This is a genomic window from Fluviicola taffensis DSM 16823 (assembly GCF_943372375.1).
Classification (GTDB): domain Bacteria; phylum Bacteroidota; class Bacteroidia; order Flavobacteriales_D; family Crocinitomicaceae; genus Fluviicola; species Fluviicola taffensis_A.
Genome location: NZ_CALRYJ010000021.1, coordinates 1 through 23,482, shown reverse-complemented (window position 1 = coordinate 23,482; position 23,482 = coordinate 1). Strand labels below are relative to the sequence as shown.

19 protein-coding genes are annotated in these 23,482 nt (G+C 41.4%); 5 read left to right on the top strand and 14 right to left on the bottom strand.

Features of this window, described 5'->3' with window-relative positions:
* Positions 1–891 precede the first annotated feature (891 nt).
* The 7 genes from uvrA to AAG807_RS19210 form a co-directional block, all read right to left on the bottom strand.
* Complete coding sequence (gene uvrA, locus AAG807_RS19240; protein WP_341907647.1) at positions 892–3,738, bottom strand: excinuclease ABC subunit UvrA; 2,847 nt, start codon at positions 3,736–3,738, stop codon at positions 892–894.
* Between the two features lie 24 nt (positions 3,739–3,762).
* Entirely contained in the window at positions 3,763–4,689 is a 927-nt protein-coding gene (locus tag AAG807_RS19235; protein WP_341907644.1) for a lytic transglycosylase domain-containing protein, read from the bottom strand.
* Between the two features lie 34 nt (positions 4,690–4,723).
* On the bottom strand, positions 4,724–5,788 hold the full coding sequence (locus AAG807_RS19230; RefSeq protein WP_341907641.1) for an MraY family glycosyltransferase: 1,065 nt from the start codon (positions 5,786–5,788) through the stop codon (positions 4,724–4,726).
* Positions 5,789–5,794: 6 nt separating this feature from the next.
* A complete protein-coding gene (rfbC, locus tag AAG807_RS19225) occupies positions 5,795–6,343 on the bottom strand; it encodes a dTDP-4-dehydrorhamnose 3,5-epimerase (RefSeq protein WP_341907638.1) in 549 nt (182 codons plus the stop codon).
* Positions 6,344–6,477: 134 nt separating this feature from the next.
* Positions 6,478–8,829: a polysaccharide biosynthesis tyrosine autokinase gene (locus tag AAG807_RS19220; RefSeq protein ID WP_341907636.1), complete on the bottom strand. Its 2,352-nt coding sequence runs from the start codon at positions 8,827–8,829 to the stop codon at positions 6,478–6,480.
* A 1-nt stretch (position 8,830) separates the two neighbouring features.
* The gene (locus tag AAG807_RS19215; protein WP_341907633.1) at positions 8,831–9,601 is read right to left on the bottom strand and encodes a polysaccharide biosynthesis/export family protein; all 771 of its coding nucleotides are present in this window, start codon (positions 9,599–9,601) and stop codon (positions 8,831–8,833) included.
* Positions 9,591–10,760: a glycosyltransferase gene (locus AAG807_RS19210; RefSeq protein ID WP_341907630.1), complete on the bottom strand. Its 1,170-nt coding sequence runs from the start codon at positions 10,758–10,760 to the stop codon at positions 9,591–9,593. The genes AAG807_RS19215 and AAG807_RS19210 overlap by 11 nt, the downstream gene beginning before the upstream one ends.
* Positions 10,761–10,902: 142 nt before the next feature.
* On the opposite strand from AAG807_RS19210, the gene dacB reads away from it, so the two are divergent.
* From dacB to AAG807_RS19185, 5 genes are all read left to right on the top strand, one after another.
* Positions 10,903–12,426 (top strand): D-alanyl-D-alanine carboxypeptidase/D-alanyl-D-alanine-endopeptidase, encoded by a 1,524-nt coding sequence (gene dacB / locus AAG807_RS19205; protein WP_341907627.1) that lies wholly within the window; start codon positions 10,903–10,905, stop codon positions 12,424–12,426.
* A 242-nt stretch (positions 12,427–12,668) separates the two neighbouring features.
* The gene (locus tag AAG807_RS19200) at positions 12,669–13,802 is read left to right on the top strand and encodes a DegT/DnrJ/EryC1/StrS family aminotransferase (protein WP_341907623.1); all 1,134 of its coding nucleotides are present in this window, start codon (positions 12,669–12,671) and stop codon (positions 13,800–13,802) included.
* Positions 13,803–13,805: 3 nt separating this feature from the next.
* Complete coding sequence (locus tag AAG807_RS19195; RefSeq protein ID WP_341907621.1) at positions 13,806–15,122, top strand: UDP-glucose/GDP-mannose dehydrogenase family protein; 1,317 nt, start codon at positions 13,806–13,808, stop codon at positions 15,120–15,122.
* A 1-nt stretch (position 15,123) separates the two neighbouring features.
* On the top strand, positions 15,124–16,122 hold the full coding sequence (locus AAG807_RS19190) for a UDP-glucuronic acid decarboxylase family protein (RefSeq protein ID WP_341907618.1): 999 nt from the start codon (positions 15,124–15,126) through the stop codon (positions 16,120–16,122).
* Positions 16,123–16,225: 103 nt separating this feature from the next.
* Entirely contained in the window at positions 16,226–16,798 is a 573-nt protein-coding gene (locus tag AAG807_RS19185) for an acyltransferase (RefSeq protein ID WP_341907615.1), read from the top strand.
* A gap of 12 nt (positions 16,799–16,810) precedes the next feature.
* On the opposite strand, the gene AAG807_RS19180 is transcribed toward AAG807_RS19185, so the two are convergent.
* From AAG807_RS19180 to AAG807_RS19150, 7 genes are all read right to left on the bottom strand, one after another.
* Positions 16,811–17,842, bottom strand: a complete 1,032-nt coding sequence (locus AAG807_RS19180; protein WP_341907612.1) for a T9SS type B sorting domain-containing protein — start codon at positions 17,840–17,842, stop codon at positions 16,811–16,813.
* Between the two features lie 184 nt (positions 17,843–18,026).
* Complete coding sequence (locus AAG807_RS19175; protein ID WP_341907609.1) at positions 18,027–18,491, bottom strand: hypothetical protein; 465 nt, start codon at positions 18,489–18,491, stop codon at positions 18,027–18,029.
* A gap of 2 nt (positions 18,492–18,493) precedes the next feature.
* Entirely contained in the window at positions 18,494–18,904 is a 411-nt protein-coding gene (locus AAG807_RS19170) for a hypothetical protein (RefSeq protein ID WP_341907607.1), read from the bottom strand.
* A 178-nt stretch (positions 18,905–19,082) separates the two neighbouring features.
* A complete protein-coding gene (locus tag AAG807_RS19165) occupies positions 19,083–19,451 on the bottom strand; it encodes a hypothetical protein (RefSeq protein WP_341907604.1) in 369 nt (122 codons plus the stop codon).
* A 91-nt stretch (positions 19,452–19,542) separates the two neighbouring features.
* Positions 19,543–19,968, bottom strand: coding sequence for a hypothetical protein (locus AAG807_RS19160; RefSeq protein ID WP_341907602.1), 426 nt, complete (start codon positions 19,966–19,968; stop codon positions 19,543–19,545).
* Positions 19,934–22,336, bottom strand: a complete 2,403-nt coding sequence (locus AAG807_RS19155) for a T9SS type A sorting domain-containing protein (RefSeq protein ID WP_341907599.1) — start codon at positions 22,334–22,336, stop codon at positions 19,934–19,936. The genes AAG807_RS19160 and AAG807_RS19155 overlap by 35 nt, the downstream gene beginning before the upstream one ends.
* Positions 22,336–23,482, bottom strand: a 1,147-nt coding sequence (locus AAG807_RS19150) for a hypothetical protein (protein ID WP_341907596.1), incomplete at its 5' end; no start/stop codon positions are given. The genes AAG807_RS19155 and AAG807_RS19150, both read right to left, overlap by 1 nt.

Below are 23,482 nucleotides of genomic sequence, written 5' to 3'. Positions count from 1 at the left end.
TTTTTAATGTGCTACATTCGTAGAGTAATCTTTTGAGATGATGATGAATTGAGGGGGTTGATTCGCTAAATTGAGTGAATCAATGGGAAAAGATACGAGTAACGTGCTGCTTATAAAATAAAGCACGCATGACTCAAGGACGCTCTTACGCAAGAGTTAGTTAGGTTAAGTTGTAGTATAGAAGCCCATTGAACACTGTTCGATGGGCTTCTTTTTTTTGTGCTTTCTAACCGGGAAATGTTTAGTCTCGACAGTCGTCCTTCGTTTTTATTTCTTTGGATTCTTTCACAATTTCTCCATGTGATCGATCTCCATTTCAACGGAATTCAAGCTCTTCGAAATATGGTGGTTTCGGAATGGTTTCAAATCAGACATTGGCATCCATTCAAAGTATGTAGAAATATCCTGAAACAGGTGTTCTGATAAAATAAATGTGAATTTTAAAACAAAATTACATAAAATACGTGAATTTATTTCAAACTTATTACCATTGATATATCAATTGTTATCATACTGATAATCAATTAATTAAATAGTTTAAAATTAATTTAACAGTTTGTTAAATCGTCTTAGAACTGTGTTTTTTTTGCAATCGGATTGAATCTACCTTTGCGAGGGTATATTTAATATACTATATTTCGATAAAGATACTTGAAAGGATAAAGATACTTGGGCTACTTGATTTGCACAACTGCGCAAACCAATGAAAAAGATATCGAGTAACATGCTGCTCACAAAATGAAACATGCATGACTCAAAGACACTCTTACGCAAGAGTTAGTTAGGTTAAGTTGTAGTAGAAAAGCCCATCGAACATTGTTCGATGGGCTTCTTTTTTTGTATGTGTTTTCTAACTGAAGGGAACTGGTCTTCAGGAGTTGTCCTTCGTTTTTAGTTCTTTAGATTCTTTCTCAATTTCTCCATGTGATCGATCTCCATTTTCAGGTATTTCGCCGTGTGAGAAACCTCCGTATATTTCTTGATGATGTCTTCCGGAGTTCCGGTGCAAACAATGTTTCCTCCACCTCGACCACCTTCCGGTCCAACGTCGATGATGTGATCGGCCACTTTTACAATGTCCAGGTTGTGTTCGATGACCAAAACGGTGTTTCCATCATCAACCAGGCGCTGAAGTACTTCAATCAACATGCGAATATCTTCGAAATGCAATCCTGTACTTGGTTCGTCCAGGATATAAATCGTATTTCCTGTTCCACGTTTGGTTAATTCACCGGCTAATTTAATCCGCTGAGCTTCTCCACCACTTACCGTTGTGGAAGGCTGACCTAATTTGATGTAACCTAATCCAACGGAATTCAATGTCTCCAGAACACGGTGTATTTTCGGAACATTTTCAAAGAACACAACGGCATCTTCGATGGTCATTTCCAATACATCGTTGATGGATTTTCCTTTGAAACGCACTTCCAATGTTTCACGATTGTAGCGCTTTCCATTACAGGTTTCACATTCCACATACACGTCGGGAAGGAAATTCATTTCAATGACTTTCAAACCGCCACCACCACAAGTGTCGCAGCGTCCACCAGCCACATTGAAGGAGAATCTTCCGGCTTTGTATCCACGGATCTGTGCTTCCGGAAGCGCTGCAAACAGAGAGCGGATTTCCGTAAACACATTGGTGTAAGTTGCCGGATTGCTTCGTGGAGTCCTTCCGATCGGACTTTGATCGATTTCAATCACTTTATCCAAGTGCTCCAAGCCTTCAATTTTCTTGTAGGGCATGGGTTTCTTCACTCCGTTGTAAATGTGTGCGTTCAGAATAGGGTAGAGCGTATGATTGATCAAGGTCGATTTCCCACTTCCCGAAACACCTGTGACACAAGTCAGTGTTCCCAATGGAATAGTTAAATCCACGTTTTGGAGGTTATTTCCGGTGGCACCTTTTAGCACCAGTTTTTTCCCGTTTCCTTTTCTACGTTTTTTGGGAATTTCAATTTCCAATTCACCACGCAAGTATTTGGTAGTGATCGAATCGGTTGAAATGAGCTGGTCGAACGGAGCCGCATTGACAATTTCTCCACCATGAACTCCGGCACCGGGACCTATGTCGACCACAAAATCTGCGGCTTCCATCATTTCGCGGTCATGTTCCACTACGATCACCGAATTTCCTCCATCTCGTAAGCGTTTCAAGGAATTAATCAGACGCGTATTGTCCCGTTGGTGTAATCCGATGCTCGGTTCATCCAGGATGTACAACACGTTCATTAATTCAGATCCGATTTGGGTTGCCAAACGGATGCGTTGTGCCTCACCACCCGATAAACTTCGTGCAGAACGGTGCAGTGTCAGGTATTCCAAACCGACTTCCAGGATGAAACGCACACGCGCCCGGATTTCCTTTAGAATTTCAGTTCCGATAACTTGCTGTTCGTTATTCAGGGTATCTTCAATATTCTCCAGCCAAAGAGCCAATTCCTGGATATCCAAAGTGGCAACTTCTCCCAAAGTCTTATTACTGACCTTGAAATGAAGGGCTTCTTTTTTCAATCGTGCTCCATGACATTCCGGGCAGGTAATCTTGTTCATGAAACTTTGAGCCCAGCGTTGAATACCGGCAGTACTTTCCTCGGCATGTCTTGCCATAAAGTTTCCAAGACCTTCAAACTGGATAGTGGTTTCCTTGGCACCTTGCTCCAAACCTTCATTTCCATTCAAAATTACGTGAACCAACTCGTCCGGAAGATCTTCGATTGGAGTAGTGATGTTGTAACCTTCTTGTTGAAGGAACGATTCGATGCGGTCAAAAAACCAGTTGCGTTTGTATTCACCAATTGGCGCCAAACCACCTTTTTTGATACTCAATTTGGGGTTTGGAATCACTTTGTCGCGGTCAATCTCAGAAATCTCACCCAATCCGACACAGGTTGGGCATGCTCCATAAGGGGAGTTGAAAGAGAATAGATTCGGTTCCGGTTCGGGATACGAAATTCCGGTTGTAGGACACATCAATAAGCGGGAGAAATGGCGCACATGAATGCTGTCAAACTCCTGAATCATCATGCTCTTCCCTCCATGCTTCATGGCGGTTGTAATGGCATCGTATAATCGCTTGCGGTCATCCGCCTTTACCTGGATTCGATCAATTACAATTTCAATATCGTGGATCTTGTAGCGATCCAGGCGCATTCCTTTGGTGATTTCCTGGATTTCACCATCAATTCGAGCCTTAGAATAACCCATTTTGGCAATTTGTTCGAAAAGCTCCCGATAATGTCCTTTTCGCCCTTTGATTTTCGGAGCGAGGATCAATACTTTCTTCCCCTCAAATTGTTCAATAATCAGATCCGTGATCTGGTCGTCGGAGTATTTGACCATCTTCTCTCCGGTTTCATAGGAATAAGCGGTTCCAATCCGTGCGAAAAGCAAACGCATGAAGTCATAGATTTCCGTAATGGTTCCAACTGTCGATCGTGGACTTCTTGAAACGGTTTTTTGCTCGATTGAGATGACAGGACTCAGTCCATTGATCTTATCGACATCCGGACGCTCCATTCCACCAAGGAATTGTCTTGCGTAAGAGGAGAAAGTCTCAATATACCTCCGTTGGCCTTCTGCGAAAATGGTATCGAATGCCAAGGATGATTTTCCACTTCCACTTAAACCCGTAAAGACAACGAGCTTATCTCGTGGAATTTCCAGGTGGACATCCTTTAAATTGTGTTCTCTGGCTCCGTAAACTTCAATTTTTTTAGTTTGTTCGTCAAGACTCATGTCAAAAATGTGAATTCTTTAATGTTATTTGTATGCGTTATATGGTTTCAGGTTTTCAGAAGCCGAAGGTAAAATGAGCGTGAATTTTCTTCCTCCTTTTACGGTCAATTTTGTTGTTTTCAACCAAGGATTCAATTTACGAAGAATTTTGATATTGAAGCCTTGATCATTCGCCCAAATGGCCAAATTCGGAATGGTTTCATTGACAATGACCTTTTGGATATGGAATGGTTCGTACAATTCCATTTTTTCCGGATAGAATCCGTAAGCTTCCGGGTTTTCATAAATGAGTTTCGTAGCTAATAGTCGAAATACATATCTGCCCGTCTCACTATTCTGGTACGTATCAAAATAATGCTCCGTTCCTTGCCATTTCATGTCTTCGAGAACACCTCCGACTCCGCGATTGTAGGCTGCGGTTGTCATAACCCAATCGTTCAAGGTTCTGTTTGCATCTTTCAGGTAGCGGCATGCGGCATGTGTGCTTTTTTCAATGTTCAGGCGTTCGTCAATCTCCGCATTCATTTCCAGGTCATACAACTTGGCAGTTGCAGGCATAAATTGCCAGAAACCTTGTGCGCCAACAGGTGAAATAGCTTGTTGGAGGTTACTTTCGATAATTGCCAGATACTTGAAATCATCCGGAACACCTTCTTCTTTCAGGATGCGTTCTATTTCAGGAAAATAACGGTTTGCGCGTTTGACTGCTCCAATCCAGGCACTCTGATAATACGCTGTCATGAGTACTTCCCGGTCCAATCGCTCACGCAGATCTTCATCCTGAAGATTGATGGTTGTACCCGCAAGGGTCATACTTTGGGGTAAATCCGGAAAAATAACCGCTGATGAAGCAAGCACTTCCTTGTGCCTGGCCTCTTTTTTTCTCTCTATTCTTTCGTTCTGACAGGCAGCCAAAAATCCAACAACTAGTAAAAGGAATATCTTGTTCATGTAACGCAATTAAAGCATTACAAAATTAAGCAATCTACTTCTTGTGAATAAGGGTGTTACGGTATAAAACAAAAAATACTGCAAAAAAGTAGCTTGTCAGGAAGAAAGCCATCCACGGATTGCCCATTTTTGCAAATACTACGGCAAGAACCGTCACTATAGTTGCCATTAAGCCGATTCCAAGAAAGACGATCCAGACCTGTCTGTCATTCAATCCGGAATAGACCAGGTGATGGGTTGTATGATCCTTTCCTCCAACCATCGGAGACTTTCCTTTTCTCAAGCGATTGATAACAACGGTAAGTGTATCTGCAATAGCCGGTGTAAAGGCAATGAGTGTGACCGCAGCTCCCGTTAATGGATTCAGTTGGGTGGTATTTCCTACGTTCCATAGTTCGTGGATTGAAAAGAAGGAAACAAATAATCCGACAAACTGGCTTCCCGCATCTCCCATGAATAACTTGGAAGGATGGATGTTGTAACTCAAAAAACCGATGGTTGCGCCAATCTGAATGAACATGGTCAATGTCCAGATATTCATGTTCCAATCGAAAAGGATGATGTTAGTTGCCAAACAGGAAATCAGGATAAAAAGCACGGTTGTGCCGGTTATTCCATCCATATTATCCAACATGTTCAAGGAATTCATGATTCCAACGACCCATACGACAGTAATCACGGAATTTAACCAGCCTATTTCGCTCAGTTCAATGACATTGTTGGTGTAGACAAAAATGATCCCGCAAAGAATCTGAACAAACAATTTAATGAATGGTCTGGTGTTGTAGGCATCATCCGCCAATCCCATGATGAATGAAATGGTACCTGCCGTGAGAAGTCCTACGAACTGTCTGTTCTGAAAGATGTTTTCGTTATTGAAAATGACCGAATAAGCTACTGTTCCGAAGAAGAAAGCAACAAAGAACCCGATTCCACCCAAGGAAGGTTTCGATTCATTCGCCCAACGCACGGTAACATCATTTTTGTTGCGAATCCCGAGACTTTGGGAAAACCGCAAAAGAAGGCCATTTGAAACGTAACTCATGATGATTCCCATGATCAGGAATCCGAGACAGGCTAAAGTTATTTCGTATGTCATGTTACACTATGCAAATGGAGAGTTAAAATTTGCCAGAAGAACTCCAGACTGATCTTTTTCAGATAAGATCGGTTTGGTTTCTTCCCATTGAATGTTTAACGCAGGATCATTCCAAAGGATGCTTCCTTCGCTGGATGGATGGTACCAATTGGTGCATTTGTATTGAAAAATGGTATTGTCTTCCAGCGTAACGAATCCATGTGCAAAACCTTCCGGAATAAATGCCTGGGTTTTGTTTTCCTCGCTTAGGATAAAAGAAACGTGCTGCCCGTAAGTCGGCGAACTTTTGCGGATATCAAGAGCTACATCCAAAACACTTCCCTTGATTACACGCACTAATTTCCCCTGTGCATGCGGAGGAGCTTGAAAGTGTAATCCACGAAGTACACCTTTGGAAGATTTCGATTCGTTATCCTGAACAAAAGAAACTTCCGAACCAATAAAATCATTGAATTTTTGTTGGTGAAAAGACTCCAGGAAATATCCTCGATCATCTCCAAAAACGGTGGGTTGCATCAATATCACATCAGCAATAGCTGTACGTTTAAATTCCATTTATTTCTTCGGTTTTAATTCTTCTATTTCCTTCAGCTTACCTGTCTTTTCAGATAGAGCTTCAGTCTTCAAAAGCTATTGCTTTTCCATCGACACTTTCGCACTGACGTTTGTCGTGTCTCAGTCTTCAAAAGCTATTGCTTTTTCTTCTTCTTTTTGTCCTCTTCCTCATAATAGCCATACCCATAACCGTATCCATAGCCGTACTTCCCTTTGGTAGCTTTTGTACCATTCAAAATGATGTTGAGGTGCGTGATCTGATTCATGTCAAATAATTCGCGAACCCTTCCCGCAAAAATGCGTTTTGAATAATGTGCCTTGAAGATATAGATAGGAACATCTGCTTTTGCGAGAATCTGAACACCATCTGTAACCAGACCAACCGGCGGATTGTCAATAATCACCACATCGTAACGCGATTTCAACGCTTCCAGAATTTCAAAAAACGAATCGCTCAGGATCAATTCCGAAGGATTCGGGGGAATAGGCCCGGCACTGATGAAATCCAGGTTTTCAATTTCGGAGTGTCGGATGCATTCATCCAATGTTGCTTGTTTGATAATCAGGTTGCTGATTCCTTTTTCGTTGGGGACATTTAATCCTAAATGAACTTTGGGTTTTCTCAAATCCAGGTCGATGACAATTGTTTTCTTCCCGGAAAGTGCAATAATTCCTGCCAGATTGAGTGCAACAAAGGTTTTCCCTTCACCTGAAATGGATGAGGAAATAGCGATTATCCGGGCATTGGAATTGACGAAACTAAGATTGGTCCGAATATTCCGCATGGATTCTGCCAGAATCGATTTCGGATTGTTATGGATCATCAATTGACTGAACTCGGAGCTTTCTTTCAACTGAGGGATATTCCCCAAAATGGTGATCTTATCCGGAAGCAGTTGTTTCAGATCTTCAACGGAGTTGATTTCATTGAATGTGATATACTTGAAGAAAAGGAATGCGAAACCGAAGATGAAACCGACAAAGACGAATCCTGCATAAACCAATTTTCGATTCGGACTGACAGGAACCAGGTTCAGTGATGCCTCATTCAATACCCGGTTGCTGGAAGTGTAACCAGCATTCGAAATGGAGTACATGACTTTTTTCTCTGTCAAAATCGTATAGTATTTCTCATTCAAATCCTGCATCGATTTCAAACGGTTGTATTCCATTTTCTTTTGAGGCATTTTCAGGTATTCTCCTTCAATCACCCCGATTTTGCCGTTGATGACTTTGATTTGTGCCCGGATGCGTTCCTGGATGACCTCGACACTTCTTCTGATCGACTGAATCTTTGATTGAATCCGTGAATTGAGCGTTTTCAGTTCCGAATTATTCTCTGTGACATTGGTGAGCAATTCTTCTTTCCGTTCCAGTAAGGTATTCAGATCGGTAATTTGTTTCGTCAAGGATAATTCAAAGCTCTTCCCAAGCATTTCAGGGATCAGGCGATAGATATCCAAGCGGTTCGGTTCTGATTTTAATTTCAGATTGACCATTTTCAAGGTCGCTGATTCATTCTCCAGCTCGAAGAGCAAATCCTGGAATTTATCCATGTTTTCAGTCAATGAACCGGTGGTGTTTTCCGGATCCGTCAAATGTGTCTTGCGTTGGAAATCGGTCAGACTGTCCTTCGAATCTTTCAGTTCCCCCGAAATGGAATCGAGTTGCAATTGAATGAATGCAAGGATGTTATCCGCACTCTTCCGTTTCATTTCTTCGTCGTAATGAAAAAAAGTGGTTGAAACGGATTGAATGATGTCCTTGCATAATTCAGGGTTGTTTCCGTTGTATCTTAATTCAATTGTTTTTGCATTGACATCAACCGGATTCACCTGTAAATTCGCGATCAATCTGGAAGCCAGAGACTTCTGGTTGTTAAAAGTGAAGTAAAGCCGGTTGTTGTTGTCATCCTGTTTCAGGATCTCCCAGTTTTCCACTTTGAAGGCTACATCGAAATGTTTTGTCCGAATGGTCTGATTTACACCGGAAACCTTTGAATAAGTCTGGTTGTTCAAGGTATAAGTTAACTTGACCTTGTGATGATCCATCGTTTCAACCCATACAGGAATATCACAAAGACTGCTATCCCTAAGGGCATAAGGAAGCACAGTGAACGTACTTTGATGGTATTTTTCTTCTGTCAGGATTTTTCCTTCAGCAAAAATTGAAACGTTCATATTCATTTTTGAAATGGCCATTTCAAATAACAATTGCGAACGGAGTAATTCGATTTCGGTGGAGATATCATCATTCTTGTTGATATTATCTATTTCAAGCAATTCCTTTCCCTGGTCCTTTTCAGCCAACTGAATGATCATTGCCGAATCGTAAACAGGTTTGGTGTATCTCAAATAGAAAAATGCGATACTCATGAAGAAAGTGACCAGCGCTAAAACCCACCACCAATAGCGGCGCAGGATCACACTCACAATAATAGGATTGTAATCCTTGTTTATAAATATGGAGGAGTTTGAACTGTTCACGTTATTTCAAGGTTGAGAATACGGTAATGATTACCAAAGCACTGGATACCAAAGATACGATCGGAGCAACCACTTTCAGGGTTTCCTGTCCGACTTGTTCTTTTGGTTCAATATAGATGAAGTCGTTTGCCTGAACAATCATATCTGCATATTTAAGACCTTCGATGACAGAGAGGTCAATCACATACATGGTTCTGACATCGTTGACGACGCGCATGATCTTTACGGTATTTGCTTTTCCGCGTTCTGCGATTCCTCCTGCAAGAGCGATTGCTTCCATGAGGGTGGTATTGTTGTTTTGGAGTGGGATCACTTTCGCGGCACTTCCGTTTCCAGGGAAGACGATCACCCGTTGATTGGTCAGTTTTACCTGCACAAATGGTTTATTGTATCCGTTTTTCTGTTCGAAGAGATGCGCCAGGGTGTCTTCACATTGCTTCACCGTGAATCCGGAAACTTTGGTAGCACCAAGAATAGGGAGATCAGCAGTTCCATCAGGTCTTACGACATATTCTATTTCCGCTTTGGCGATAACTTCCTTGTTCATCCCGGCCATTTCATTGACGATCCGTTCCCCTTCATTGGTATAGAGCATGAATGAAAATTTGTCATCTCTTGAAATTTTATATTCGGCAACGGGTTTTAAAGGAATGCTATCTCTCACTTCTTTCATTCCTTTGGGACTCCGGAACATGAGATTACTATTAATCCCACAGGATTGCAGTAAGAACAAACCGACCAGTAAGGAAAACAGTACTCCTTTATTTCGCATTTTTTCTCGAATTTTCTATTAGTTCAGTATAATAATTCTCCATGTTTTTCACCAAAGTTGTGTAATGGAATTTATCTCTTACGAAGTTCCAGCCATTTTGTGACATTTTATCGCGAATTTCTTTCTTTTCGATCAGCAACTGTAGTTTTTCAGCAAACGATTCCGCATCTTTTTTCGGAACAACAAAGCCTGTTTCACCTTCACTCAAAATATCCTTCACTCCTCCTACATCAGTTGAGATGACAGGAACTCCGCTGGCTTGAGCTTCAATTAAACTGACGGGTGTTCCTTCGTTATCTGAACTCAGGCAGATGATGTCCATGCCGGCATTAAAAGTTGCAATATCTTTTATCCAACTGGTCAATTCGATCTTCAACCCGTATCTTTTTTCGAGTTCTTTTGACCGCTGCTCAATGGAAGCTTTTTCCTGTCCGTCACCCACAATGAAATAACGGGCCTTGATTCCTTTTTCAGCAAGTAGTTCGATCACATCCAGGAACAACCGGTGGTTTTTGATCGGAGCCAACCTTCCCACAATTGCAACGGCAACTTCATCGGGTTCCAATTTCCATCTCGATCTTGTTTCCACCCTTTTTTCGGGTAGGTTTTCCTGAAACTTTATCAGGTCGAAACCAAGTGGAATGACCTTTATTTTCTGAGGCTTGCAAATGCCGTGGATGGAACTTAATTCTTCCTTTTGAATAGGACTGATGGCGATGATTCCGGTGGAAAGTTTCGCCAGTCTGCGTTCAATGACCTTATAGAGTAGCGTTTTTGCTTTCCCGAAATAGGAATGAAAAACATGACCATGAAATGTATGGACAATGATCGGAACACCGCATGCTTTTGCCGCTTTTCTTCCCAAAGCTCCGGCTTTTGCCGCATGTGTATGGACAATGTCCGGCTGGAATTCTTCAATGATCTGTTTGATTTTCCGATATGCCTCCCGGTCTGAGCGAAAATTGGGAATCCGCTTCATTTCAGGGATCAATAAGGGTTTGACCCCGTAATCTTCCAGAATATGCAAAGAATCCGATTCGTCCTTTTCCGGTAAACCGCCGACTAATAATGTCTCATAATCTTCCGAGATGAATTTCGTTAAGAAAGTAGCATTGTAAGTTGGTCCACCAATATTGAATCGATTAATGATTCTCAGCACTTTTGGCATTATTTCGCAGTTGTTATATTTTTTTAAGAATAGTGTCAAAAGTAAGGATAATCTAACTAAAAGCGGATGTGAAATGATAATTGGAAACCGTGAAATGGAAACTTTCCTAATCGAACTGTTCAAAAGTTTTTAAGTGGCAGAAATTTTGCAAGCGCATAAAGCAGAACTTTATGGTATGATTCATTTCAAGCGGATGTTACGCATTTTTTCAATCGGATTAATCCCTCTTTTAGTAGGGAATTTTAGTTTTTCCCAGAATTCGATTCAAACGGCAATCGATGCATTTTCTTCGAATGCCTATTTTTCGAATGCATCCATCAGTTTCATGGCAATGGATTGTTCTACCGGACAAATCATCGCATCAAAAAACCCTTCGCTCGCATTGTCGCCGGCGTCCACGACTAAATTATTTGCTACCGCTACTGCCTTTCAGTTACTGGGGAAGAATTATGCGCCTCAAACGCGGATTTACCTGGATGGGGCACTTTCCAAAGACGGGGTTTTGAATGGGAATCTGTGGATTCGGGGTGGAGGAGATGTTGCTCTTGGAAGCCGCTATTATAATGGAGAAGGCAGGGAGGATGAATTCATGGAAAAATGGGTGGATACTCTTGTTAAATTGGGAATCAAGAAAATCAACGGAGCGATCGTAGCCGACGGTTCGGAGTTTGGATACGAAGGTGCTCCCGATGGCTGGAATTGGGGAGATATGGGAAATTATTATGGAGCCGGAGCTTCCGGATTACCTATTTACGATAACATGTTGCGCTATCATTTCCAGGTGGGAGCAAAAAGCGGAACAAAAACCACTTTTCTTGGGACAAGTCCTTCCATTGAGGGCTTGAAATATGCCAATTACATCCAGACAGGTGGCTCAGGAGACAATGCATATATCTATGGTGCACCTTATTCTATGGATCGGTTTGGAACCGGGACCCTGGGAGCCGGATTAGGCAAATTCACAGTCAAAGGAAGTCTGCCGGATTCCGAACTCTCTTTTTCGCAAGAATTCACCCGGGTTTTAAAGTCGAAGGGAATTGAGGTGAAAGAAACGGCACTTGCAGCCCGGAATCTAAACCTTTCATCCGCAACCACCCGATATGCGACCATGAAATTGTTCTTTACCTACAAAGGAAAGACATTGGGGTCCATTGCCTGGTGGACCAATATGAAATCCGTGAATTTATTCGCAGAAGAAGTCTTGTGTTGGATCGGTTATGGAACATCCGGAAACGGTTCAATAGATAATAGTATCGCCAGAATGATGAGTTATTGGTCGGGCAAGATCAATACCATCGGACTTTACATCACGGATGGTTCGGGATTATCCAGAAGCAATGCCATTTCAGCGAGTCATTTCTGTGAGATGTTGAAATACATGACAACTGCCAAAGAGTTCGATGCATTTTACGGAACCTTGCCGGTTGCGGGAGTTTCCGGAACGCTTTCATCCGTTTGTAAGAATCAACCGGGTGAAGGGAAAATCCATGCAAAGAGCGGGACCATGAAGCGAATCAAGGCTTATTCAGGATATGCGGAAACAAAATCCGGGAAACGCATTTGCTTTTCACTCATCATCAATAATTTCAACTGCTCTTCCGAATACACGGTGGAACAAATGGAAAAGGTTTTCAATACAATGGTTCTTTCGGAGTAAGATGCGGGTCTTTGGAACCACATAGGTACATAGACCACATAGTTTTGTAATCTTGATTTGTATCAGAATCCCAATGGTTTGTTAAATCAATAACATCCGATAAGTTTGTGAGATTCTCCAATAACTATACTTCATCAATTCTCGATGTGCACTATGTACCTATGTGGTTAATAATAATTCAGTGCTTTTATTAATTTTGTAGGAATAGAATTAAATTTAAGTCATCTACATAGATTAAGCACGTGAAAAAAATTCAAATGGTTGACTTGGCCACTCAGTACCAAGCTATAAAAACGGATATCGATTCAGCTATTCAGGAAGTTCTGGATTCATCGATTTTCATTGGTGGACCTGTTGTTCAGCGTTTTCAAAAATCACTGGAAGCGTATCTGGATGTGAAACATGTGATTCCGTGTGCAAATGGAACAGATGCCTTGCAAATTGCAATGATGGCTTTGGGCTTAAAAGCAGGTGACGAGGTCATCACACCATCGTTCACTTACATTGCTACAACGGAAGTTATTGCCTTATTGGGGTTAACTCCGGTGTTTGTAGATGTGGATTCGAAGACATTCTGCATGGATCCTTCAAAAATTGAGGCTGCAATCACTCCCAAAACGAAAGCGATCGTTCCGGTTCATTTATATGGTCAGGCATCAGATATGGATGCGATCATGAAAATTGCGAAGAAGCATAACTTGTTTGTTGTGGAAGACAACGCGCAGGGAATTGGTTCGGATTATTATTCGGAAACGGGAGAAACGCGAAAATTGGGAACTATTGGAGATATTGGTTGCACAAGCTTTTTTCCGTCAAAGAATCTGGGTTGTTACGGAGATGGTGGCGCCATGTTCACCAATGACGATGAATTGGCTGCTCAACTGAGAATGGTTGCCAATCACGGTCAAAAAGTGAAATACCAGCACGATGTGGTAGGTTGTAACTCCCGATTGGATGCAATTCAGGCAGCGATTTTGAACGTAAAACTTCCGAAATTGGATGAATACGTGGCTGCTCGAATTAAAGTGGCGGATTTTTACGATAAGGTTCTTGGAGCATCAGATAAAATCGAAACGCCATTTAGAGACGGAAAATCAAAACATGTATTTCACCAATATACGGTTCAATTGAAAGGTGTTGACCGGGATGCATTACAAAATTATCTGGCATCAAAAGATATCCCATCGATGATCTATTACCCGGCTCCTGCCCACAAACAAGGAATGTTCAAATCATTCAACTTGCAGGACCTGGATCTTCCGGTGACGGAAGAATTAACGAAATGCGTGATTTCATTCCCTATTCATACAGAAATGACAGAAGAACAACAAACCCTTATTTGTTCTGAAATTCTGAACTTCTTAAACGCTAACTAGTACATGAAAAAAATTGCTGTTGTTGGAACCGGTTATGTCGGTTTGGTTACCGGAACATGTTTTGCTGAAACAGGGAATCAGGTTATCTGTGTAGACATTGATAGTAAAAAAGTAGAACGTATGCGCAATGGGGAAGTTCCCATTTACGAACCGCATTTGGATGTGCTTTTTGAACGGAATATTAAAGCGAATCGTCTGTCTTTCACTACCAATCTGGAAGAGGGAATTCGGGATGCGGAAATTATCTTTTTGGCTTTACCGACACCTCCGGGTGAAGATGGTTCGGCTGATTTGAGATACATTTTGGGCGTTGCGGACGATTTGGGTAAATTATTGAAGGATTACAAGGTTATTGTAGATAAAAGTACGGTTCCTGTTGGAACTGCGGAGAAGGTTCACGCTGCGATTGCAAAAAATGCAACAGTGGATTTTGACGTGGTTTCCAATCCGGAGTTCCTGAGAGAAGGATTTGCGGTGGATGATTTCATGAAGCCCGACCGTGTGGTTTTGGGGACTTCTTCCGAACGTGCCGAACGCATCATGGAGCAATTATATAAACCATTTGTTCGTCAGGGAAACCCGATCATTTTCATGGATGAAAAATCTGCAGAGTTGACCAAATATGCTGCAAATGCATTTTTGGCTACCAAGATCACTTTCATGAATGAAATCGCGAATTTCTGTGAATTGGTTGGTGCGGACGTAGATAAAGTACGCATTGGAATCGGTTCGGATGAACGGATCGGTAAACGCTTTTTATTCCCGGGTATCGGATACGGTGGTTCTTGTTTCCCGAAAGATGTTCACGCATTGTACAATTCCGGAGCTGAAAACCAATTTTCATTCGAGATTCTGAAAGCAGTGATGGCTGTCAATGAATCCCAGAAAACCGTTCTGTTCCCTAAAATGCAGAATTTCTTCAGAGGAGATCTTACAGGAAAGAAAATTGCTTTATGGGGCTTGGCTTTCAAACCGGATACCGATGATATTCGCGAAGCACCTGCATTGTATATGATTGAAGAACTGACTAAAGCAGGAGCAATTGTGACGGCGTATGATCCGGAAGCGATGGAAAATGTGAAAGCGGTGGTTGGAACTCAAATTTCGTTTTCGGAGAATGAATACGACGCTTTAAAGGATGTGGATGCTTTGCTGATCTGCACCGAGTGGGGAGTGTTTAGAAATCCTGATTTTGACAAAATGAAGTCGTTGATGAAAGATTCCGTTATCTTCGATGGAAGAAACCTGTTCGAGGTCTCTGAAATGAATAATAAGGGCTTCTATTATAGCTCAATTGGTAGATCCGTAGTATCGAAATAACATGAGTACAAGTAGAAAACGCATATTGATTACCGGAGCAGCCGGATTTTTAGGTTCTCATCTGTGTGATCGGTTCATCAAGGACGATTACCATGTGATTGCAATGGATAATCTCATCACGGGTCGTTTAAAAAACATCGAACACTTGTTCCAGTTGGAAAACTTCGAGTTTTATAACCACGATGTGAGCAAGTTCATTCATGTTTCCGGCGAATTGGATTACATTCTACATTTCGCGTCTCCGGCAAGCCCGATTGATTACCTGAAAATCCCTATCCAGACCTTGAAAGTGGGTTCCCTGGGAATTCACAATTGTTTGGGATTGGCACGTGTGAAAAATGCACGCGTATTGATTGCGAGTACATCCGAGATTTATGGCGACCCGACAGTTCATCCGCAAACGGAAGAATATTGGGGGAATGTGAATCCGGTAGGACCAAGAGGTGTTTATGACGAAGCGAAGCGTTTCCAGGAAGCGATTACGATGGCATACCATACATTTCATGGACTTGAAACGCGTATCGTGCGCATCTTCAATACCTACGGACCGCGCATGCGTTTGAACGACGGACGTGTATTGCCTGCATTTATCGGACAAGCATTGCGTGGGGAAGACCTGACCATTTTCGGAGACGGTTCCCAAACACGTTCATTCTGTTATGTGGATGATTTGGTGGAAGGAATTGTGCGTTTATTGCACAGCGATTGTTCAGACCCGATCAACATTGGAAATCCGGATGAGATCACCATCAGTCAGTTTGCGGAAGAGATCATCAAGTTGACAGGAACAAACCAAAAAGTCATTTACAAGGATTTGCCTGTGGATGACCCGAAACAGCGTCAGCCGGATATCACGAAAGCACGGAAATTATTGGGCTGGGAACCAAAAATCGACCGGGCGGAAGGTTTGAAACGGACTTATGCCTATTTTAAAAGTTTAACCAAGGAAGAATTGTACCAATCGGATCACATCGATTTTGAGAAGTATATCGTTCGATAATATTAATTGAAAAGGGGTTTCGACTCCGCTCAACCACCTTTTGGATGAATTGAAAGGACACTGAGCGCAGTCGAAGTGCCCTTTTTACTTATCACTTTTAACTATGTCAAACTATTTTGCACACGAAACAGCCGTAGTTGATGCCGGTTGCACCATTGGTGAAGGAACCAAGATTTGGCACTTTTCGCACATCATGCCCAATTGCACGATCGGTGAGAAATGTAATATCGGACAAAACGTGGTGGTTTCCCCGGAAGTGATTCTGGGAAACAATGTCAAGATTCAAAATAACGTATCGATTTACACAGGCGTTATCTGTGAAGACGACGTATTCCTGGGACCATCCATGGTGTTCACCAACGTGATGAATCCGCGTTCAGCTGTGAACAGGAGAGATCAATATTCCAAAACAATCGTACGAAAAGGCGCTTCCATCGGTGCGAATGCAACTATCGTTTGCGGAAATGATATCGGCGAATACGCATTCATCGGAGCGGGATCAGTTGTCACCAAAGAAGTTCCGGCCTATGCATTGGTCGTAGGAAATCCGGCAAGACAAATCGGTTGGATGAGCGCTTTTGGACACCGCCTGACATTTGATGAAAAAGGGTTTGCTGTATGTCCCGAAAGCAATGAGCGCTATCAGTTGATAGAGAATCGGGTGAAGGTGGTTTGATTGAAGGTTACTTTATCTGAGTAAGTTCGCATGCCCGGTCAACACCTTCTTTTCCGTAGTATTTTCCGCTTTATATTCCAGTTTCCAACCGAAAACACCTTCTTTGGTAGGTAAGCCATTGTAAGTTCCATCCCATCCCATTTCTGCATCTAAGGAAGTAAACACAATTTCTCCCCAACGATTATAAATCTCAAAGCGGTATTCCAGCGGATCGTAACCACAAACAAAAACCGGATTGAAGATATTGTTGTGCTCATCTCCGTTTGGAGTGAAGGTGTTGGGGACGTAGTAGATGATTTCGTCATCTGCACGATTTAACTGAAGGTTGTCCCATAGGATATAAACAGGAGTATCAGAATCATTGCACCCTCCTCCCAACATGACTGAATAAATATCTTCTTCAGGCGTGAAAAATACGGATATTGAGCTCCATACATCTTGTGTTGTATAACCGATCCTTCCAATTTCTTTCCATCCAAAGTTTTCAGGACAAAAAGCTGTTTGAAGAGGAAACGACTCATAGCTGGTTTTCCCAAATAGAACTAAATCGACAACAGTGGGATGAAATTCGAATGCCCATTCAGGAATTGTATTCGCTGCGACATTGAATTTTAGTAAATAAGACTGCCCAGCTAGTAAAGGTCCATTCAAGCGGGTTCCAACATATTCCCGATAATCTAAATCAATAATAGTTCCGATGCAGTTAGTCCCATCCGGTATAGGTAATGGTACATAACTAGGCATGAAACCTAACGGAGAAAACAAATCGGAGGTTGCCAAAGTTGCCTGTTCCCAACCTTCCGCACAGTTTAACTGGCTGTAACCCGATGGAATACAATTAGTGTTCTCAAAAGAAGGATTCGGGATCAAAGAAATTTTGAATGTATCTGCCCTGGTACACGGACAATCCTCGATATCATACAAATCAATCAAGCGATCACCGTCATCATCGATGTTGTTGTTGCAAATTTCCTGACCGAAGGAAAAAACGGATATTAAAACAAAGAATATAGATAAGGTAAGTGGATGACTTAGTTGTTTCATTGAATGAATGGCATTTCAGTAACTGCTCCAAATATAAAATATTTTCTCAACAATTACACATAAATGCGCAATTATTAAATGGTCAATGCTGTTTTACCGCAATTTGTTTGCAGTTTCAGGTATTGAAAGCAAAAATCCCCCTTAAATTAAATTCAAGGGGGATAATTTCATTCTGATTGTTTTACTAACGCTCCAAAGTCCATTTGCCAGTTAAAACTGAATTGGAAACCGGGTTGCCAAGCTCATCGCGCCAAATGACTTCAAAATGTCCGTCGCTTACAGTATAGGCTCTTCCTTTTTGAGTGTAATTTCCCTCAAGGTATATGTCTCCAACCATACCTTCCCAAAAGAGTTGGTCTGAACATACAAATTTATTATCATCCACCTTTAGGAGAATATATCCGTTAAAAACTTCAATGTATACTGCTTTTCCTTGGGATTCGTTCAAATTGAACGCATCGTGAATTTTATCCCTGTATTTTTTCCCATGGATTGGTTTTTCATACATTATCCCATAATCCTTGTAAACATCACCATTATCAAACATCAGTTTCATTTCATAGGTATGTTTCCCATTTTCCTTTTTGCATCCTGCAACTACAAACAACAAACAAACAATAAAAATGGGTATTAATCTGATTCTAAACATAGCTACTGTTTTCTGGTTAGTTTAAAAGTTCCACTCAACATACTTCCGGATTCAAAACTTACAAATAAATTATCTGAGTCGTGATCAGAAGAAGCAATAATTGCATCGATATACAGTGCAGGGGCATAAAAATTTGTATTTGTCATTCCTTTATAAGTTCCAACTTTGAACTCTTTCAAAGAACTTATGCCTCCTAATTCTTGTTTCACTCGAAAATAATAATTCATAGATTGCAAATACGGTCCTGATACCTCGCCAATTGTGGTGTCCTGAACCCCATTGTTATTCCAGATGCAAACAAAATCAAATCTTCCTGAATCAAAATCATCCAATGCTCCCTTCTTCTTTTTGCACGAAAGAGCAACTAGTAGAATCAGACTACAACTTAACCACTTTAATGTGTTTTGTTTCATTTCAATGAATAGGATTTAAAAACACTCAAATATAATGAGTTTTAAAATGATTACACAAAAATGCGCAGTATTGACTGATCAAGGTGTTTTAATGCAATTTGCTCGTGGTTTATAAATTAAAAACAAAAATCCCCCTTAAACTCAGTTCAAGGGGGATTATTTCATTCTAATGGTTTTACTACCGCTCCAGAGTCCATTTTCCTTTATAGACAATGCTATTAACCGGTTCTCCAGTTACATCATCACGCCAGATAAATTCAAAGGTTCCATTGTCTACAGTATACGCTCTTCCTTTTTGGGTGTAATTTCCTTCAAAGTAGATATCTCCATTAAAGACTCCTGATTGACCACCCGCAAAAGCGACAGGAGCATCACTTCTTAAAAAAAGTTTGTCGGCACAGATAAATTTCTTGTCATTTACTTTGAGGAACATATATCCGTTAAAGACATCAACATATAGCTCCTGACCCTTCCTCCTTTTAAGGCTTTTTTCTTCTATCTTACCATAATCAGTAAAAACATCACCACTATCGAAAATTAGACGCATTTCGTAGGTATGTTTCCCGTTTTCTTTTTTGCAGCCACATAAGAATAAACAAATAAGCAAAAAAGGCATCATTCTAATTCCAAGCATGTTCTTATTCTTTTCGGGTTAATGTAAATGTACCGGTTACAAGTTCGCCGACCGATGGATTTTCATTCTGAAAACTGACCCATAAGTGCTCTGCATCATGCTCCTCAGAAGTAATTTTAGCACTTATATACAAGGCATGTGCACTAAACGGTTCATTTACCATTCTAGGGTAATACCCAACCTGAAATTCTTTCAGGGAACTTATCGCGCCTAATTCCTGCTTCACATTAAAATAGTAATACTCGGATTGCGAATATGGTCCGGAAACCTCACCGGTTACGGTATCCTGCACTCCATTATGATTCCAAATGCAAACGAAATCAAATCTTCCTGAATCAAAATCATCCAAGGCTCCTTTTTTCTTTTTACAGGAAAGAGCAACTAGTAGAATCAGACTACAACTTAACCACTTTAATGTGTTTTGTTTCATTGTTATTGAATGTTAGAATAATGGTATATATTCCAGATGCCAGTTCACGAATATCGTATAAATTATTCGAAGGGACAAATTGTTTTAACTCTGCACCGTTCTGATCTAAAACAACGATCTGTTGCAATTCTCCATCTGCTGTAATTTGTAGAAAATCACTTGTAGGATTTGGAAATACGGTGACTTCATTTTCAATGGTAGCAGTCTGACTTAATTTTGCGCGTTCTTCAAACTCGGACATTGTTGGCATTTTCATCGGTAAGCTTCGATCCTTTCCACTTGCTATCGGAGACACAAAACTTCCAACCTGGTTCTCCAAACCACAGGTCTGACATTGGTCGATGGAATAAGGGGTATTGGAAGAGGTGAAATCATTTCCGCAGGTAATTTTTCCTACTTCAACGGTAATTCCATCTGGAAGGTTATTCGGATCGTAAATTCCCGCATCCAATTGCACATAATCGAGCGCTTTCAAGGTTACAGGTGTGTTTCCGTAAATATTCCCGCTCACTTTCAGGTTTTCAAATGCACCAATCATCAACCCTTCTCCTGTGTACACCATCATGTCCGTATAATCATCGGTATTAATGTCGTAATCCACCACCCGGTTAATCAAATCGTGGTAGAGTGGTTTGTCTCCTTCGTTATTGGCATAAATGAGGTTGTATAACAGCATGTAATCCATTCCGGAAAACCAACCTTCATCAATTTTATATCCGGTTGTTTGTGGAGGTCCATATTCTTGAGCCTCGACAATATCTACTTTTCCATCGTCCCAACGGTCATGATCTACATCAAAAACAAAAGGAACATTCCAATAGTAAGGAATCCCGTCCGGGTCTTGAACTGCTGAATAAGGTCCTTCGGCTTGCGAATGGTCAGGTTTATGAATATTGGTATAACCAAAGTTATGAGGTCCAACACAGGGTGCTGCTTCCAGCATCAGGTTAGCGTAATTATAGGCATGCTGTTTCCGCTCGACATCATTCTCGTTATCTGTTGGATTCCAATCCCAGAAGTAGTCGTATAGCGGTACATACAAACCATCGATATCCATATCAGCACTTTTATTGGCTACAAAACGAGGTACCGGTATTAAACCGGAGCCACTATTGGAAATGACATTCAGGATCAAAGCCATTTTCACATTTCCAACGTCATCATAACCATTGATTCCTAAATTCCAAGCAAGCTGTGCTGCTGGGTTGTAACTTAGTACGGTAGCATAGCTGGAAGAACCAAGTCCAATGTTATTATCAGTTGTGAATAAAGGGTCAGCTACTAGTTGCATGGGAATCATATATTGAAATAGAAAGTCCCCAATATCTGCTGTTTTTTCCCGTGGATTAATAACCGACCAAGATGGCATGCCCGGTATTCCCAAAGATGGATAAAGAATCGGCCAGTTTGAATTCAAAGGCACATTCAGTGTTCCACTGAACTGCCCAGCCAGCCTTCCGATCATATTGGTACTATGTCGCTTGGCCTCCTGATTGAAATTCATAAATACATCCATTGTTCCATTATTGTCCAAATCAACTTGGTAGGTAACATCCGGAATACTCTTTACAATGGCAAAAAAACCTAATAGTAAACGGATAATCTGGTCCTGGCTGGCCTCTCCGAAACCATAAGGTGAATCTTCACCATTATCTGTTGGTTGAGTTCCTGCTTCATAATTTACAATTGGATGTTGAGGAACATTTAAATCAGGTGCAGAATTACCATCACCTGGATTAGTAATACCCCACAATCCTGAGTAATCGCTTTGACTATAATTCATTTGTCCGTAATCAATTCCTGTTTTCTGATTCGTCAAGGAATAATAGTTTGGAGTGAAATTAGGAGTGACACTAGGGAATTGATTCGTGTTTAAAAAAGTGGGGGGTACATCATCCCTGAAAAAATAACCGTTGACATCAGGTGGTAAGGTTGCATCACCCACCCGAAAAGGTTCATCAAAACCAGGCTCGGAAGAATAGAAAGTTTCGGAGACGTAATCCAAACGTTCAAAGGCTTTGATGGCATAATACAACTCTCGCTCATTGTTTTTCAAGTCTTCCGTTCTTCCTTTGTCTTCCAGGATCTTGTGTTCAATAGCCAACATGGTTAAATAATATCCGTGCATGATCGTTGCATCCGCCCATTTCATGAATTGTCCACGATTGAGATTTCGGCTCTCGGCAACCAAACTTTGCCCCGGACCTTCTCCCATAACCATGAAGTCATTTCGGAGACGCCAGCGGTAGAACCAATATTTGGCATGCCAGCCGTGCATATTGGGGTTCGTACTTTGACCAAGACTGGTCGTTGGTGCAATGAGAGAGAACAGAATCGCTCCCAAGATTGCTAATAGAATACTTCTCATTAGTTCTGTCTTTTTAAAGTTTCCAATTCTGCTTTCATTTTCTCTAACTCTTTGTTTTGCTGAATCAGGTACAAAGTCAATTCTTCAATCTTCTCCATCATTTTGACATTCATTTCAGCCAGATCAATCCCTTCTTCTTTCATGACCTTTTCGGATGGAATCGATGGTAAGTGTTTGTGTTCTTTCAGGAAACTTTCCACATCCGCTAATGGCATTAACTTGTAATCCGCTTCAAAGACATAATCCGCCCAAACATCCGCATCTACTTTGATTTTCCGTGCTCTTGTTAATCCGTTTGCTTCAACCACAAATGTTTTTCTTGTGTTGTTACTGATGGAGAACATTCCGTCTGTTCCCAAATGAAGGGTGTTGGTAACTCCGTTATCAATATCCATCGCCCCATCCGCTTTTAAAACAAAAGGGCTTCTGCTCGTAGAAGTGTTTGTGACTTCCAAAATTTTGGTGTCCGCATTGTCATATTCGAAGAATAGCAAACGCTGATAAGGCTGGGTATTCCCCGTTGCTTTTACCTGGATTGCAGCTGTGCGATTGGTATTGGCGATAAAGCATTTGGAGAAGGTGTTCATATCCGCACCAACAGAAAGAGATCCATTTGACCAAATGTGAGAGGAAACCTTTGCAACACCCACTACATCCAGATTTCGGGTCGGCGTGCTAGTTCCAATTCCCACCAAAACATTAGGACATTCACTGAACAGTTTGTTCGGTCCGTTTGCCCAGGAAGGACTTGTAACACTTCCTCCTATCAAATCACAGTTTCGCGAATAGATTACATCTCGTAAAGCTCCGATAGCAAGTTTTTGAGTAATGCCATTCGCACCGCTAACGAGAATTGTTTCATTCTGAAGACCGTCCAATTGAGTGATATTCGGAAGATATAAGTCTCCATCAACCTTTAAGTCTGCTCCAACGCGGGCGCTGGATGACATAGTTACCGAATCGCTTACAATAAGGGTTGAATCAATGCGGGCTGAACCTGCAACTGTTAAACGTTCGGTGGGTGCGGTTGTTCCCGTTCCTAATCCGACATTTCCGTTTTCCGAAATGGTGTTTTCCTGGGCAATTAATTGAGTGCTAAAGAGCAAGGCTGACAAAGACAGCAAATAAGTGATTTTTTTCATGATA

What these genes read in the sequence shown, in the direction of transcription:
- uvrA (WP_341907647.1), bottom strand. Translation starts at nt 3,738, where the DNA reads ATGAGTCTTGACGAACAAACTAAAAAAATTGAAGTTTACGGAGCCAGA.
- AAG807_RS19235 (WP_341907644.1), bottom strand. Translation starts at nt 4,689, where the DNA reads ATGAACAAGATATTCCTTTTACTAGTTGTTGGATTTTTGGCTGCCTGT.
- AAG807_RS19230 (WP_341907641.1), bottom strand. Translation starts at nt 5,788, where the DNA reads ATGACATACGAAATAACTTTAGCCTGTCTCGGATTCCTGATCATGGGA.
- rfbC (WP_341907638.1), bottom strand. Translation starts at nt 6,343, where the DNA reads ATGGAATTTAAACGTACAGCTATTGCTGATGTGATATTGATGCAACCC.
- AAG807_RS19215 (WP_341907633.1), bottom strand. Translation starts at nt 9,601, where the DNA reads ATGCGAAATAAAGGAGTACTGTTTTCCTTACTGGTCGGTTTGTTCTTA.
- AAG807_RS19195 (WP_341907621.1), top strand. Translation starts at nt 13,806, where the DNA reads ATGAAAAAAATTGCTGTTGTTGGAACCGGTTATGTCGGTTTGGTTACC.
- AAG807_RS19190 (WP_341907618.1), top strand. Translation starts at nt 15,124, where the DNA reads ATGAGTACAAGTAGAAAACGCATATTGATTACCGGAGCAGCCGGATTT.
- AAG807_RS19185 (WP_341907615.1), top strand. Translation starts at nt 16,226, where the DNA reads ATGTCAAACTATTTTGCACACGAAACAGCCGTAGTTGATGCCGGTTGC.
- AAG807_RS19180 (WP_341907612.1), bottom strand. Translation starts at nt 17,842, where the DNA reads ATGAAACAACTAAGTCATCCACTTACCTTATCTATATTCTTTGTTTTA.
- AAG807_RS19175 (WP_341907609.1), bottom strand. Translation starts at nt 18,491, where the DNA reads ATGTTTAGAATCAGATTAATACCCATTTTTATTGTTTGTTTGTTGTTT.
- AAG807_RS19170 (WP_341907607.1), bottom strand. Translation starts at nt 18,904, where the DNA reads ATGAAACAAAACACATTAAAGTGGTTAAGTTGTAGTCTGATTCTACTA.
- AAG807_RS19165 (WP_341907604.1), bottom strand. Translation starts at nt 19,451, where the DNA reads ATGCGTCTAATTTTCGATAGTGGTGATGTTTTTACTGATTATGGTAAG.
- AAG807_RS19160 (WP_341907602.1), bottom strand. Translation starts at nt 19,968, where the DNA reads ATGAAACAAAACACATTAAAGTGGTTAAGTTGTAGTCTGATTCTACTA.
- AAG807_RS19155 (WP_341907599.1), bottom strand. Translation starts at nt 22,336, where the DNA reads ATGAGAAGTATTCTATTAGCAATCTTGGGAGCGATTCTGTTCTCTCTC.